General features: G+C 60.1%; 10 protein-coding genes. 3 read left to right on the top strand and 7 right to left on the bottom strand.

Going from position 1 to position 14,798, the window contains the following annotated elements:
• Positions 1-47 precede the first annotated feature (47 nt).
• The gene (locus AC0C6X_RS29180) at positions 48-347 is read right to left on the bottom strand and encodes a hypothetical protein (protein ID WP_472956499.1); all 300 of its coding nucleotides are present in this window, start codon (positions 345-347) and stop codon (positions 48-50) included.
• A 254-nt stretch (positions 348-601) separates the two neighbouring features.
• Between AC0C6X_RS29180 and AC0C6X_RS29185 the strand changes: the two genes are divergently transcribed.
• Positions 602-1,075: a MarR family winged helix-turn-helix transcriptional regulator gene (locus tag AC0C6X_RS29185; protein WP_472956501.1), complete on the top strand. Its 474-nt coding sequence runs from the start codon at positions 602-604 to the stop codon at positions 1,073-1,075.
• Positions 1,076-1,156: 81 nt separating this feature from the next.
• Here AC0C6X_RS29185 and AC0C6X_RS29190 read toward each other — a convergent pair whose 3' ends face one another.
• Both AC0C6X_RS29190 and AC0C6X_RS29195 read right to left on the bottom strand, forming a co-directional pair.
• The gene (locus AC0C6X_RS29190) at positions 1,157-2,512 is read right to left on the bottom strand and encodes a chloride channel protein (RefSeq protein WP_472956503.1); all 1,356 of its coding nucleotides are present in this window, start codon (positions 2,510-2,512) and stop codon (positions 1,157-1,159) included.
• A 129-nt stretch (positions 2,513-2,641) separates the two neighbouring features.
• Complete coding sequence (locus AC0C6X_RS29195; protein ID WP_472956505.1) at positions 2,642-3,007, bottom strand: hypothetical protein; 366 nt, start codon at positions 3,005-3,007, stop codon at positions 2,642-2,644.
• A gap of 409 nt (positions 3,008-3,416) precedes the next feature.
• Between AC0C6X_RS29195 and AC0C6X_RS29200 the strand changes: the two genes are divergently transcribed.
• A complete protein-coding gene (locus AC0C6X_RS29200) occupies positions 3,417-3,917 on the top strand; it encodes a PTS sugar transporter subunit IIA (RefSeq protein ID WP_472956507.1) in 501 nt (166 codons plus the stop codon).
• 358 nt (positions 3,918-4,275) lie between these two features.
• Here AC0C6X_RS29200 and AC0C6X_RS29205 read toward each other — a convergent pair whose 3' ends face one another.
• The 4 genes from AC0C6X_RS29205 to AC0C6X_RS29220 are packed head-to-tail and all read right to left on the bottom strand — an operon-like array spanning position 4,276 to position 13,456.
• Positions 4,276-4,578: a hypothetical protein gene (locus AC0C6X_RS29205; protein ID WP_472956509.1), complete on the bottom strand. Its 303-nt coding sequence runs from the start codon at positions 4,576-4,578 to the stop codon at positions 4,276-4,278.
• Complete coding sequence (locus AC0C6X_RS29210) at positions 4,538-10,909, bottom strand: FG-GAP-like repeat-containing protein (protein WP_472956511.1); 6,372 nt, start codon at positions 10,907-10,909, stop codon at positions 4,538-4,540. The genes AC0C6X_RS29205 and AC0C6X_RS29210 overlap by 41 nt, the downstream gene beginning before the upstream one ends.
• Positions 10,906-12,240: a hypothetical protein gene (locus tag AC0C6X_RS29215; protein ID WP_472956513.1), complete on the bottom strand. Its 1,335-nt coding sequence runs from the start codon at positions 12,238-12,240 to the stop codon at positions 10,906-10,908. The genes AC0C6X_RS29210 and AC0C6X_RS29215 overlap by 4 nt, the downstream gene beginning before the upstream one ends.
• A gap of 4 nt (positions 12,241-12,244) precedes the next feature.
• Positions 12,245-13,456: a hypothetical protein gene (locus tag AC0C6X_RS29220; protein WP_472956515.1), complete on the bottom strand. Its 1,212-nt coding sequence runs from the start codon at positions 13,454-13,456 to the stop codon at positions 12,245-12,247.
• Positions 13,457-14,109: 653 nt separating this feature from the next.
• On the opposite strand from AC0C6X_RS29220, the gene AC0C6X_RS29225 reads away from it, so the two are divergent.
• Positions 14,110-14,798: ISL3 family transposase (locus AC0C6X_RS29225; protein ID WP_472956517.1), on the top strand; the 689-nt coding region annotated here is incomplete at its 3' end.

The following is a 14,798-nucleotide window of genomic DNA, read 5'->3' on the forward strand; positions in this document are numbered from 1 at the left end:
CGATCATCTGTGGCCGGGAACGAGTTCGTTGACGGATTGGCGCTCGCCTATCGGCCCCAGTTCAACCTCGCGAGTTTTCCGCGAAGGTATGTTGTTGCTTCGAAGGCGACGGCCCCGTCGCTGTCGACCATGGCTTCCCAGACCCGATTGCCGAGGCGGCACTGCACGCGGTTAAGGTCCTGGTGTTCTCCACAACCGCATTCGACGGTAACGTTGATCAGGCCGAGGTTGCGGTACCGCTCGAAATCTCCGGCCGAAAGGCCAAGCTGGTCGGCAATATAGGATGGCTCGATGAAGAGATCCTTCGAGGGAGGTAGCGTCAGGTCTCGCCATCTCTTGCGCGTCATAGGGCTATCTCTCCCAAACGTAATTTGGCGCCGGGGAATGGTCACCTTCACGCATGGGGATTGGGCCGCCCTCGCAGATCCATCCCCAAGGTCACTTGCGGTAAGCTTGTTCAATTGTGCCCTCGCGATGACACGATTGAAAATTAACAATCGCGAGCGCGGCATGTTATGGCGTCCACCGAAGCTCGCGAAGCTCCCCCACGGAGTTGCGGCGACTATATATCATGTCATGACATAAATAAAGGATGCGTTCGATGCCGTCCGGTGTTCGTGTAAAACCTGCGGTTTCAATCCCCGAGGCCTCTTTGGAGGAGGCGCTTGACCCTGAAGTGTTCAAAGGGCTTGCGGGGGTAAGGCTCGCCATGCGGCGCTTCCTTACCAGTAGCGAGATTGAGTTGTCGCGGGCGGGCATCACCTCACAGCAGTATCAAGCGCTGTTGGTTATCAAGGCCGCTCCACAGAACCGGATCAGAATGAGAGGGCTCGCCGAAGAGATGCTGATGCAGCACAACGGCGCCGTTCAGCTCGTCGACCGGCTTGAGACGGCCGGCCTCGTGCACCGAGCGCCATCGCCGGTTGACAAGCGAAGTGTCCTTGTCGGCTTGACCGCGTTGGGCGAGGCGGTTCTTGACGCGCTGGCAAGAAGGCACCTGGTCGCCATGCTCGCAAACGAGCCGCTGCTGGCTGAATCGCTAACTCGGCTTCGCGAGCTTGCGCAGAAGCGTTAGATCGGCGCCAACTGATCGCAAAATGACCTAGGTGCATCGGGTACGTGCGGCGGGTTGCGACCGTCGCGCCCGACACGACCGTCATTTCACTTCTGGCGCCTGACCTGCCTTCTGCGCGGCACGCCGCGCCCTGATGGCGGCGGCCACGAAGACGCGCGACAGGCCGTGGTAGAGTGGATCGCGCGACAGAGTTCGCGACGTGATATAACCGATCATTGAAACGGCCATGATCGGCATGACCGCCTGGTGGGCGCCGGTCATTTCAAGGATGATGACGAAGGCTGTCATCGGCGCCTGCACAACCCCTGCAAAGTAGCCGGCCATGCCGAGAATCGATCCAAGACCGATGCTCGTGCCCAGGACCAGGCCGGCCGTGCTTCCGAAACCGGCTCCGACCGAGAGCGATGGCGCGAAAATGCCGCCGGGTATCGTGGAAATCATCGAGAGGAAGCTCGCGACCAGCTTTTGAATGAAAAAGAGCGGTGGCGCCGTATTGCCTTCGATCGCATGCCGTGCCTGATCGTACCCCGTCCCGTATGTGGCGCCGCCCGAGGTGATGCCGATCACCGCGACACCCAGTCCGCAAAGGCTGGCCAGAACCATCGTGCGCTTCATCTGGTCCGGCTGGGTCCAGCGTCGAATGCGCTGCCCCACGTGAAGAGCAAGACCACTGAACCCGGCCCCGAGCGCTCCTCCGCCAATGCCGCATACTAAAATCAAACCCCAGTCGCGCAAATGCGCCGGGGCAACGCTTGAAACCCCAAAGTAGGTGTAGCTGCCCGAAAGACCGAGCGCGGCCAGTCCCGACAGGATCACCGCACTCAGCACCACCCCATTGGAACGGGACTCGTAAGCGCGGCTCATTTCCTCAATCGCAAACACGATTCCTGCCAACGGTGTGTTGAAGGCCGCCGCAATTCCGGCCGCGGAGCCCGCGAGAATGAGGCCGCGTGCATGCGGGAGTTCACCGAAACGAGCGGCGGCAAGCATGATTGACGCGCCGACTTGAACCGTCGGTCCCTCCCGTCCGATCGAGGCTCCGCAAAACAGACCCAGGATGGTGAGAACGATCTTTCCGAATGCGATCCGCAGCGACAAAAGGGAAGGCCGCTCCGTCTCATCCAAATGGCGCGCCGCGATCGCCTGGGGGATCCCGCTTCCTTGAGAATTGGGAAAGTACCTGATTGCGAGATACGCAGACAGGATGAAGCCGAAGGGTGTCACGACGAGAGGCGTCAAATATGCCCGTTCGCTCGATGAAGTGAAGCTGGCAAACGCCGCCTGCGCGAGGTCTGCAAGTTCGGCGAAGCCGACACTGACAACTCCAATCGCCATGGCCCCCGACCAAAAAACAAGCCTTGTGCGCCACTGGCCGCGCGAACCCAAAACGACCTTGGAACGGCGCAGGATTCTGAGTTTACGCTTGGAATCGGGCATGGATCGTTTCCGGCTTGGTTTGCGCGGCAAGATGCTGAGGCTTGTCGGCAGGGTCTGTTAATCGGAGGGAGGGATGGATGCTTGACCGCATGACGCGCAGTCATGCTCGGTAGTGCGGCCTTGGACCGTTCAACTGTCAGATGACCCGTTTCCACCAAGGCTCCTTAAAGCTTCGTAGAGGACCGTTCCTTGACCGTCGGTCACCGCTTCAAATAGCCGTCTTCCCAGACGCACTCTTATATGTCGCAGGCCGAAATGCGGGTGCGGGTCCTTTTTCACGCTCACCGAAACCAAACCCAAATGGTGATAACGTTCAAAATCGTCCAACGATATCCCGAGTTGATCGGCAATGTACTCGCTCTTCACGTTGATGTCGTCCGGCAGCGGAGCGCAGAGCCTGCGACGCCTCCTGCTTGTCATGAATGAACCTTTGAATGTCGGGAAATGCACTGCGCGTCGCTCGCCGTCGGCGCTGCATCCATTGAAGGCGCGCAATCGCCTAGCCGAACCTTTCCCTCATTGGGGGTCCGTTCGTCTTGATTCAAGTTCGGCAAGCCTTCGTCTCGCGCCTCGGTTTTGGCCTTCGGCGTCGCGAGCGTGATGACCTAGTGGCATGTTTCGGCCATCGCGCTCGCGAACCTCCTCCCTCCGGAGTATATTGTTCATATATCATGCTATGATATAAACGTCGAGGTGGCAATTCGCTCAATTTCCGCCGGGTGGAAAGGGGCATGTGTAGATCGATCGTGAACGGAGTTGATTGAACCCTCAAGAACCCGAGCTTGTTCTTGAAATATGGCCGTTCAAGATCGATTGGCTTTTTCTTGTAAAGGCGTAACGCACACCATCAGGCTGTCCTTGTGCATGGGAGGAACTGACACATGGAAGCCGGTAAGGAGGGGTAATGCAGATCGATGATTTTCACTGGCAGCGGGAGTTGATCATCAAAGCACCATGTCTCGATAGACGGTCGGCGCTTCATACGATCGCTGAAGATCTGTCGGAGCGGACCGGCATCGAGGTGCGGGACCTGTTTGAGTCCCTTGAGGCTCGGGAAGCCCTCGGCTCGACGGGCTTCGGCGGAGGATTTGCTCTGCCGCATGCACTGGTGCCGGCCTTGCGTTCGCCCGCCAAAGTGCTCATGACGCTGCGCAGCGGCATCGACTTTGCATCTCCCGACGATAGGCCCGTCGACGTATTCTTGGCGGTGCTTTGGCCGAAGGACGAGCACCAAAGCTTCCTTCCCGCGCTCGCCAAACTTTGCCGGCCGTTCAGGTCCGCGCGCGTTCTGGACGGCTTGAGAGGCGCACAGTCGAAGACTGAGGCCATGATGGTCCTGCAGATGTTTACCTCGGAACGTTTGCCAACCCTCAACCGAAAGGTCGTGGGTGTGAATGCGGCTTAAGGAGCGGCATGGGGCCCGGCGGTGTCCCACAGCGTTTCATTCAGCAGCCATGCCCTTTACGGGCCGTTAACCGGGTCTCGAGGTTCACAATCCCGTGAGAATGTGGCGATTCAGGGTGGGATTCGTGGTATTTTTATGGCTAATATACGGCTGTGCACGAAATAATATACTGCATAAGGCATATTCTAGAAATGAAAATTTAGAGATTTCCGGATCTTCGGCCCGTCGTGTTCTGCGGCGGGTCATTTTTCGTTGGTCAAGGCTGCGGTCCGGTGTGCCGCGATTTTGGGCGCGCTGTTCAATTCGGAACAATCAGGGCGACTGGGGATCCGTGGTCATGAGACGCCCTCGTTGTCGATCAGTAGCAGTCCATGGCGAATGGCGATGAGCTGTTTCCGCCGAGAAGCCGTCGGCGAATCCAGCCAAGCTCCAGGAGCTGATCGACGTGCTGCGCGACGATCATGCGCGCGAGGCCGTCCTCGATGACCTGCAGAAAGTCGCCCGCGGTCGGGCCGACGAAGGGGTTGAAGATACAGCGCCTCGCGGCGATAATAGCGGCAGCAAGTGCTGCGAGATTTGAACGGCGCCACCCACGGACAGAGTGGCGCCGTTTATCTGCTTCAAATAAACAGCAGAAAGAAGAACGGGAGCGTTTCTGCAACGGCTTCGCCGGTTGCAGCGGCGGCCGTGTCTGCCGCGATCTCCGTCACCATCCCTGTCGTCGTAGCCGTGGTTTCGGCTATCTCGCTTCCCGTCGAGACGGAAATGCTGGCCTCGATACCGCCGGCATCTCCCTCAGTCGACGATACCAGCGAGGACGAATTCGAGACCGCCGCATCATTGACGCTGTTTTGGGAGGCTGTCGCGACGGTTGGCAGTTCCAGATTGTTTGAGGAGTTCGCACCAAGCTCCGTCTCGCCGATTGCCTCGCTGGTCGACTGGCTTGGCGCGGCGAGCGGATCACTTGTCGTGCCCGAACCGTTGCCGGTCTCGCCACTGCCGTTTCCGCCCCCGTCTCTCGGTCCGCCATCAAGGCCGTCGTTGTCATCTTCTTCGTCGCTGCTCTCTGACGAAGAGTTGCTTGACGAGGGTTGATCACTACCGTCTTCGCTCTGGCTGTCATCGTCCATTCGTTGTGGTGGTTGTTGGACGCCGTCGTGCGCTGCAATCTGGTCCATTTCGACGTCGCCGTTGTTTGCGACGTTGCCGTCAGGTGGGCCGTTGTTCTGACCACCGCCATCCTGACCGCCCTGGTTTCCACCATCGTTGCCGCCATTGTTCTGGCCGGCCACGCGTGCCCGATAGTACTTCAGGCAGGCGGATGCGCCGGCGCTCGCGGCAAAGATGCCGCCGACGGTGGTCGTCGCGCCTACACCCACGGCCGAAAGCACGTTGTTCTGTTTTGCGCCATCGACGGTCTGCGAGATGCCGGCGGCAGTGCCGAAGACGCCACCACCAAGACCGATGATGCAGGCGGGCAGTCCGTGGCCGCTCGGATCGAAGCCCCAGGCCGGATTGTTCAGCATGAAGGCGTACCGGTTCGCGCTGTCGTGCCGGTAGATACTCGCCGAATAGAGAGTGTCTGGCCTCGTAAATCTTGCAAGCGCCGGCTGATAGTAGCGCTGGTTGAAATAATAAAGCCCGGTATCGGCATCAAAGGGTTGCCCCATGAACCCGTAGTCGGGCGATCCTGCCGCGCGTTCGAGCGGAAGGCCGTAGGCGTTATAGAGGAACCAGTCGGTTGGCGAACCGGCAGTGTCCGTCGTGAAGGTCAAGCTATGGCGGGCATCCCCGTGGAGGTAGCTTTCATTTGCCGTGCTGCCGGTCGCCTTGCGAGTGTAGGCGGGGCCGAGGCCGCCATGCAGCACTACCTCGGACGTCGTTGATCCATTGGCCGTGATCTGGTGGAATTGCGGCGACAGATAGAGATAGTTGCTGCCGCTCGTATCCTTGCGCCAGACACGATTGCCGGCGTGATCGTAAGCGTATTGAGCAGCACTGTCATCGCTGCCGGCCTTGAAGCTTTCAAGGCGGTTTCGGCCGTCATAGCTCGCTTTAAATGTTAGGCTCGATGCCGATGTCGACAGAAGGTTGCCCATGTTGTCATAGCTAGGGTTGAGGGACTGGCCATCGATCGTGCTTGACGGGTCGAGCAGATAACCCTTGCTCACCAACGAGAGATTGGTTGACGATTTCAGGTTGCCGGCGCCGTCGTACTGGTAGGTCTCGCCGCCGCCGGCGATCCTGCTGTCCGTGACCGATCCGAGGCGCGCAGTCTCGAAATTCGACGTCCTCGTATAGTTCGACCATTTTGCCGACGCGCCGTTGACGCTCAGCGGATAGCCGTAGGGGTCGAGTTGGTAGGTTTCGCTGAACAGGTTCTGGCCCGCTGCCGTGACACCAAGTTTCGAGATCCCGAAATCCGGTGTGTATTCCAGTGTGGTGGTGACCCCGTTTGCGTACTGGATGGTTTGCGGTTGCCCCATCGCGGTGAAGTCGGAGAGCGTTATCTTCGGAACGCCGGCAATGGATTGGCTCGCGAGGTGATCCAAAATGTATGTAAGGCCGATGACCGTGCCATCGGACATCTCAATTTTCGTGGGCCGTTTCTGCGGATCGAACTGCGCGTTTAGTGAAAGGGTCTCGGCTGGGTTTCCAACCTCAAGCGTGCTATCTGCGACCGAGCCATAAGCGTCGTATGCGAAGGAGCGCGAGACATCGACCGCCTGGCCGCTGACGGTGGCCGACGTCAGTTGGCCAAGACCATTCGCCACGCTGTCGCCGTCATACTCGTATTCAACCGAGATGCCGGCAGGATAGGTCACTGTGGTTTGGCGCCCGGCGCTGTCATAGGAATAGGCGAACGTGCCGTTGCCCTGGGTCTTCTTTGCGAGGTACCCGTTGGCACCATACTCGAAGGTTGAGGCGCCGAGTGCAGGCAGCGTCTTTGCCGAAACGCGACCGAGGCTGTCATAGGTGTACTTCGCGGTGGTGGAGCCTCCATCTTGTGGGGGCTCGACCACGGTGACGCGGCCGATGACGTCGCGCTCGTAGTTTGTCTTGACACTCGGCAATCCAGGCGATCGCAGATCCTGGAATGTCTGCGTCTGCGCTTTCGCCTTGTTGGCGTAGTAGGAACGGTCCTCGACAAGGGTTGCGCTATAGGCGGTATCGCTTGCCATGGTGCGCGTTACCGTTTGTCCGGTCCCCGTCATCTCGTAGCTGGTCTGTGAGGCGATTGCTTGGACCTCGTCGCCGTTCAGCCACGGGAACGTGGTCTCGCTCGTCCTGTCGAGAGGGTCGTAGGCTGTCGTTTCGTAGAGCGCTTCATCCCCCGTCAGGTAGGGAAGGGCACTTTGAAGAACCTTGTTGGTGGCACTGAACGTCATGTCTTCCATGACACGATCGACCGCACCGCCCTCGCTCGATTGCGTCAGCATCTGGTACCGGCGTTCGAGCCCGTCGAAGAGGTAGGTCACCGATTGCACCGAAGGCGTGCTGCCCTCAGCCGGCCACTGGGTCAGGTTCGTGCGCGTGACCGAAGGCACGCCGCTCGACCAGCCATGGGTGAAGGTCGAAAGTGTCGCGAGCTTGGCGGGAACGAGGCCGGCCGGAGCCGTTACCGATGTCGAGAGGCAGGTTGCAGCCAGCGCGCTTGTGTCGGTTCCCTCAGGCGCCGGACCCTGGATGGTCTGCCGTCTTCCAAAACTGTCATAGCAGGTGGTGAACTGATTGCCGTTGGCATCGACCTTCAATGTCTGTTTGCCGAAACGCGCATCGTATCCATATTGCGTCAGCAACACTGTGTCGCCCGCCCCGGTCGGCTGGGACATCTTCTGGACATAGGTGTTGAACGCCGGCTCGATCGCATAGGTTGTCGTCGCCAAACCGGGCTTGGTCATCGTTATGCGGTTGCCGAAACTGTCGTAGGAATAGGTCGTTTCGAGATACGCCTGCCGCGCCTCATCCCAGGAACCGCGCGTGGTCACGTTCATAGTGTCATCATAGGCCCAGCTATCCAGTGAAATGTCTTCAGCCGGCTGGAACGACTGAACATCGGAAAGCGACGGATTGCGCGTCGTCTTTGCAAACTGCCTGAAGCCGAAGCGCCAGTTCGCCGGGTCGTTCTGATAGGCGATGTTGCGGTAGACATTGTCCGATGGATCAAGATCGTTGCCTGACCGGTCGACAAGGTTGAGCTTGGCAGACTGCGTGCGATTTCCATAGGTGTCGTACAGAAAGACCTGGCCAAGCGAATGCTGATACTTGCCCCCCTGGTATTTGTCCGATCGCGTCGACGAGGGTCGCACGAGCGTTGCCTTATAGCCGGTCTCCTTCGATACCTCGGTCGTCGTCGACTTGTACTGGTAACTGTCGACAGACAGGACGTCTCCCGCCGAGCAAAGGCCCTCCTGTGCCGTGGCGCAGATCACAGTGCTCGATTGCGGACGACCGATGAGCGGGAAAGCCTGGTTGTAGGCAACGGTCGTCGTTCGGCCGATCGAGACGTTGGTGTGCGTGCTTGCGGCAAAACCCAGCCAGCCACGTCCCGTGTCGCTGACCTGTCCGTCCTCATAGAAGTGCGTCGTCGTATAGCTGTAGGGGTTGGTGGTGATGGCCGGATTGTTACTGTCCGTCGTGCTCGCCACCACATAGTAGCGACCGGTCAGGTTGGAACTCGACCGATATTGCGGCAATGCCTCGTTCTGGACGAGCGGCGGGTATCGCTGGTAGGTCGCCAGTGCTCCGGTGCCTGCAGTTTCGGAATAGACCGTGGGATCTGAAATCGGCTTGTAGGTGATCGCGACCGTCCCGAGTGACGAGCGCTCAATCCCGGTCATGAGGTCTGGAATGGCCCCTGCCGTCAGCCCCACCTCGACGCTCTCTTGCGTGAACGCGACGACATCCAGAAGCCCGTCGGCATTGATATCGGCCACCAGCCGGTTCGTCTGACTCGCCGAGCCGCCCTGATTGAGCCCGAGGCCGTTCAATGATCCCTGGTTCCAGGAGCCAGGGACGAAGGCGGATCCCGTCGAAAGCGCAATGGATGTTCCACCCGCATTGAAGCCGACGATATCTCCCCTTCCGTCGCCATTCACATCGGTCATCATCCTTGGCGTCTGGCTGGACCAGTCTGGCGCGTTAAACGACGAAGACCAGATGGCCGGCGGTTCGAAGCCGGCGCCATTCGACAAGCCGACACTGACTTGCGTGCTGAACCCGACGAGATCGGAAAGACCGTCACCATTGACGTCGGACATCATGCGAGGATTGTCCGCATTCCACTGGCTGCTGTCGGCGAAGTTGGCATAATTCTGGTTCCAACCTTCTTCAGAAAAGCTGGTGCCAGTCGATAACGCCACGTTGACCGAGCGCGTTTGCTGGTTCATCGCAATGACGTCACTCTTGCCGTCGCCATTCACGTCGGCCATCAAAAGGTCGTCGCCCTCCCAACCTTGTTTGATGCCGATATCGGCAAACCAGGTTTGCGGGGCTTCAAATCCACCAGTCCCGTCGGCAAGTGCCACCTGGGCGCCATCGTTGAAACCGACGATGTCGGCAGCCCCGTCGCCGTTCACATCGGCAAGATAACGCGGCGCGTCCGCACTCCAGCCGGTATTGGGAGCAAAATACGGAAAGGTGCTCGACACTTTGACGAAGGTCGATGTGGACGCATCTGCGAGCGCCATTTCAACCCCGTCATCGGAAAACCCGACAATGTCGGCAAGGCCATCGCCGTTAATATCGGTTAGGTAGCGCGGCTCGTCGCCGGACCAGTTGTATTCCGGAGAAAAGGCGTTGAGCCAGGTTGTCGGGGCAGCGAAGCCTGCCGGCTTGGCGAGCGCGACCTGCACTCCATTCTTGAACCCGACGATATCGACCAAGCCGTCGCCGTTGACGTCTGCGAGCGTCACCGGGTTAGCGGTCTGGTCCCAACCGTTTGCGGGCGTAAAGGCTCCCTGCAGCCAGGTCTGACTGCCCGCGAAGGCGTTGGCGCCGGTTTGATACATGAAACGGGAAGGTGAGAGACCTTTGGCGCTGGCATCCTCGCTGTCGAAGAGCTGTATGCTTGTCAGGCGCGAGGCGCCAGTCGAGGGCGAAGTTTCGTAACCGAGCCGGTAATTGCCGACGAGGTCATCGGCGAGATAGCTGCTGACGGCGCTCAGGCGAAGTGTCGTTTCCGCCAACGCGCCGCCCGTATAATTTCCGATCGGATCTGGCCGGTCCTCGTAGGTCAAACGCACGAAACGATTGGCCGGCGTCGCTGGTTGCGTGCTGACGTTGCCGCCGTAGGCGATTTCGATCGGGTAGGCCTGAGTGCCCGCTTGACCTATGCCGATCGGATCGGTGCTGTAGGTAAAGGTGACCTGATTGCCGTTCCGGTCAGTTTGCGACGACAGCAGCCATTCGCGAACAGTCTCCTGGCCCGAGGTGACGAGAACGCGGCTATCGTCAGTGCCGCCGAAGACGAGTGTCTCGCCGTTCGGTTGCTGCACAACGAAGGATTGGGGGCCGGTACCGCTCGTCCCCTTTGCCGTAACCTGGTCCCAATTGTCTATCTCTGTGCGATATACGCTCCGATCGCTGCCGTAGGCTCCCGTCATCACCAGAAGACGTTTGCCATTGAAAGCGAAGCGGTCTTCACTGGTATAGGTGATGTCGCCATCAATGCCGTCGATCGCGATGATCTTGCGCACGCGGCTTATCTTCGAAAAACCGCTCAGGTTCCATCCAATTCCCAGCAGACCATTCTGGCTCGTGCTGTTGTAGCCGAATGAAAGCGCCGGCTGATAACCCTGAACGCCGGGAGGGATCTGAACTTTGATCGTGTAGATCGCGCTACCGGACGATGTGACACTGAACCGACCCTTGTCGGATCCTGCCTCGTCGTCGGCTGCCGCGAGTGCCGCGCGCACGGTTCCATTCGGCGGGCCGGCGAGAACAAGTGCAAGTGCCAGGGTCATTCTGCAGAACGTCGCGAGGCGGGTCATGACTTCCCCCTATGGAAAGAACGGGTGTTAGGTTGCAGGATTTCGTTGATGTGAATGCGGGCCTTCGGCCGGCTCCGGCCGGCAAGTCCGCTTGCTCCAGGTCGTCCCGGTGTGCCAGGAGCAGCCGTGGCGGTCGCCGTCATGCCATTCCCGGGCATGCCGCCGCGTCCCCCAGCGCCGCCTTGCCCGGGAAAGCCGCCCTGGCTATCGACGGCCTTGATCGCGATTAGATGGGCCCGGTTCGGCGGGCACGAAATGAAAACGTTCGATGAAATGCCGCCGTTTCCGCCGTTCCCACCTCGTCCGCCATTTCCGCCGTTTCCTCCGGCGCCGGCATTGCCGAACTGACTGTCATGAAAGCTCGCGTCGCCGCGGCCCGCATTCCCGCCCTGGCCGCCGTCCCCACCCTTGCCGCCTGCGCCGCCGCGGCCACCTTGCCCGGCCTGACAAAAGATGGTGAGGGGACGGCTGGAAGCGGCAAACGAGCGAATTGAGATTTCAGCCGTTTTGCACATGCCTCCGGTGCGTCCGCGCCGCCCGGTCTGCCCGTCCAGTCCGTTCGCGCCGCCGCTGCCGTCGCGGTCGATGATTGCAACGGTATTTGCGGCCGCAGGACCGAAGACCGAGGCACGGAACTGCAGCGATTTTCCGTCGCGCCCCGGCTGGCCATCGCTGCCGGCCGATCCGGAAGGTCCATCGAGTGGTCCGGAGAGGCGGCTGTCGACGGGATGAGGCGTTGGGAGGATACCGATATGGTGGTTGTCCTGCCCGATCTCTCTCGCCCCGCTTTCACGGACGTCGAGGTGCTGAACCACCATGGAAAAGACGTTGCCTCTGACGATCACCCGCGCGCCGGGGCCGATCGTCAAAGTGCCAACGTTGAAGAGCGTGTAGAGTTCTTCGCGGGTGCCGACTTCCCAATCCTCAGCGGTCGCACTGACATCGAGCACGGCGCCTGCCGCAAGTTCGATGTTCCTTGCAGACACGACCTTCAGCCGGGCGGGGAAGTGCTCGCCCATCCGTTCGACGTCGCGCTCTTCAAGCGGTTCTCCGGCAAATATGTAGGCTTCGCCGCGATCGTGCACGCCCTGCCAAAGCCGCGCCCGGCCGCCGAAATGGTCGAAGCTTTGCAGGCGTTTCGCGCGTGCCGTTTCAGCCGCATGCGACATCCACCAGCGCAAGCTGTGGATGTCGCCAACGCGCAGATAGGCTGTTGCAAGATGTCCGGCTTCCAGTTCCGACATATCGTGACCTGCCGCAGTCGCGATCCTCTCGAATTCCGCCAAGGGCGACTGTGCGGTGCCAATTTCCGCCAGGAAGCCGGGACCCATCGCCTTAGCCTACGTTCGAGACGGAGATCGTGCCGGGATTGCCGGTATAGGTGCCGGCGGCGCCGACCGTGCCGTTGGCGCCAGGCGTGCCTGCCGTTCCAGCGGTGCCGGCCGAGCGGTGCTTGCCGCTGCCTGAGCCGCCGGCACCCCCGGCACCTCCGGTGCCGCCGCTGCCCGCAGCTCCTCCGGTGCCGGCCGCCGCAATCAGCCCACCGCTCTGAACCATCGCCGGATTGACGCCGGTTGCAAGCGTCACGTTGATCTGGTGTCCGTCAACGCCGTTTCCTCCCGGGCCGCCATTGCCGCCGGCACCACCCGCACCGCCATTGCCACCATTGGCGCTCTGTGTCCCTTCGCATCCTGACTGGCATCCGTCGCCGCCGACTCCGCCGGTGCCACCTGCGCCGCCGTTGCCACCGGATCCACCCTGGCCGCCGGCGCCCGACTGGGTCAGGAAATAGATCGGGTTTTGCGTAATCGCGTTGAACGTGAAGTTTGCGGTGAGGTTCGGTGTGCCGTCAGCACCGCGCTGGCCGTCAGTGCCGGCAGCTCCATTGGAGCCGGCCGTTCCCGGTGTCGGATCCTTAGCGCCGGTGCAAACACCCGGCGAAGGTGTACCGGAACTGCTGCCATTTTGACCGCTCGCCGCCTGCGGTTGGTTGGTACCAGCAGTGCCCACAGCACCGGCCGCGCCGAAAATACCGATCGTGTAGTTCGCGCCGCTGCTTCCGCCGCTGGCATTGTTGACGACTGTCTGCGCCACGAAGGTGACGCTCGTCGCGTAGGCGTTGATATAGCCGCCCTGGTTAATCGTCAGCGTCCCGATGTTGATCGATACAGGCGTGCTTTCGTCCCCGAGCGTCCATTCGGACGAGATGGTCTTGTCATTCGCGGATACGAGCCGCACGGTCGTCGGAAAAACGTGTTTGAGCGCAAGGGCGTCGTCGTGCGACAAGGGCCGGTCGGCGTGGACGGCAGCTTCAGCGCGAAGATAAAGTGCCTCCATGCTGCCGTTGGATTCATCCATGAGTTTGGGATGGTCCTTTTCGTACTGCCGCGCGCGAGCTTGCCGGATCTCCGGGCTCGAGCCGTCATGAAGTAGGTCTCGCAGTTCTTCGATCGAATGCACCTTGCGGGTGGTTTCGATTTCGTCTCCCGCCTTCAGCGCTTCAAGACTGTGTCCGAACTTCACTGCGCGTTCATTGAATGACAGCATGGCGTTCTCCTTCGTTGCCAGGTCTGCGGAAAATTCGGCGAAAAACGATCGTGTCCCCGTGCCTTGAGGTCAGCGGCCTGAGACTGGTGGCGGCGTCTGCCGACGCGGCGCGCACCACTCCCACGCCGCCAAAAGGCGGAGTTGACGGTCAAAATAAGCAGAAGTGCATTGAAACTAGGAGTAGAGTAGACCCACGAAATGCGCGGTATCTACCCTCAGATTTAAAGGCTTTTCAGATACGCGTAAAAGAAGGTGTAAGATTTCATAACGCAATCCAGAATTGGGAAATCCGAGCGCCAGATCGGAACGAGGCGATGAACGTCGATGGCCGCCTCGCGTCAGTGCGGGGGAAAAGACTGTGGACGCTTGCACCGTTGAAGGCTCGCAGGTGCACGCTGGGAAGCCGGTTCTCTGGTTGTTCCTCCCCCGTCCGGGCTAGCACTATTCAGATCTGCCGGAAATGAGCCATATATGTACTGGTTCCGTTCCGGCAAATTTAGGTTCGGCTGAAATCACAGCCAGGGTGTCGGGAAGGAAACGCCGTCGCCATTAAAGAGGACCATGCAGGGGCGCTGTCGTTTTGCACTTAACTGGGTTCTTCCTCAATTTCTGTGGTTAACAGAGTGTTAGCGCCTCGACTGCTATCTGCGGGGATGCGGGCGCAATTGAAATGGTCACCCGGCCCAGGGGTCAAGGTTCTGGGTATTACCCTTCAAGAAGAAGAAAACTGGGTTGTTTCTGCCGCTGCGAAACCTGTCGGTATCTGCCCGGATTGTGGAACGCAAAGCCGGCATCGGCACGGCTGGCACAACCGCCGCCTCCAGGATTTGCCTGTTCAAGGTCAAGTTGTGAAAATCGAGCTCGCACTGAACCGGTGGCAGTGTAGACACTGGAAATGCGGGCGACGAACCTTCACCGACAGGGTGCCTGAGATTGCTTCACCCTACATGCGACGCACTGAGCGGATGGCTGAAATTGTGGACTTGGTTGGCCACAGGATGGGCGGTCGTCCGGGAGAGCACTTGATGCATCGGCTCGGCATGCCGGTCAGCGACGACCCGATCTTGCGGCAATTGACGCGCGATAATCCGGCGTCCACACGAAAAGATACTGTTCGGGTCGTGGGCATTGATGATTGGAGCTGGCGGCATTCCTCGCGGTACGGGACGATCATGGTCGATCTTGAGCGTCATTCGGTCGTCGATGTTTTGGAGAACCGCAGCGTCGAGAGTGCAAAAACTTGGTTGCAAGAGCGTCCGACGATCGAGGTCGTGAGCCGAGATCGCTGTGGTTTGTATGCTCAGGCAGCCCGAGAGGGCGCCCCGCAGGCCCGCCAGGTGGC

The sequence above is a fragment of the Ensifer sp. VA4 genome, assembly GCF_055710065.1.

Bases quoted from the DNA above. Each gene is read 5' to 3' on its own strand.
- AC0C6X_RS29180 (WP_472956499.1), bottom strand. From the start codon at position 347: ATGACGCGCAAGAGATGGCGAGACCTGACGCTACCTCCCTCGAAGGAT.
- AC0C6X_RS29185 (WP_472956501.1), top strand. From the start codon at position 602: ATGCCGTCCGGTGTTCGTGTAAAACCTGCGGTTTCAATCCCCGAGGCC.
- AC0C6X_RS29190 (WP_472956503.1), bottom strand. From the start codon at position 2,512: ATGCCCGATTCCAAGCGTAAACTCAGAATCCTGCGCCGTTCCAAGGTC.
- AC0C6X_RS29200 (WP_472956507.1), top strand. From the start codon at position 3,417: ATGCAGATCGATGATTTTCACTGGCAGCGGGAGTTGATCATCAAAGCA.
- AC0C6X_RS29210 (WP_472956511.1), bottom strand. From the start codon at position 10,909: ATGACCCGCCTCGCGACGTTCTGCAGAATGACCCTGGCACTTGCACTT.
- AC0C6X_RS29215 (WP_472956513.1), bottom strand. From the start codon at position 12,240: ATGGGTCCCGGCTTCCTGGCGGAAATTGGCACCGCACAGTCGCCCTTG.
- AC0C6X_RS29220 (WP_472956515.1), bottom strand. From the start codon at position 13,456: ATGCTGTCATTCAATGAACGCGCAGTGAAGTTCGGACACAGTCTTGAA.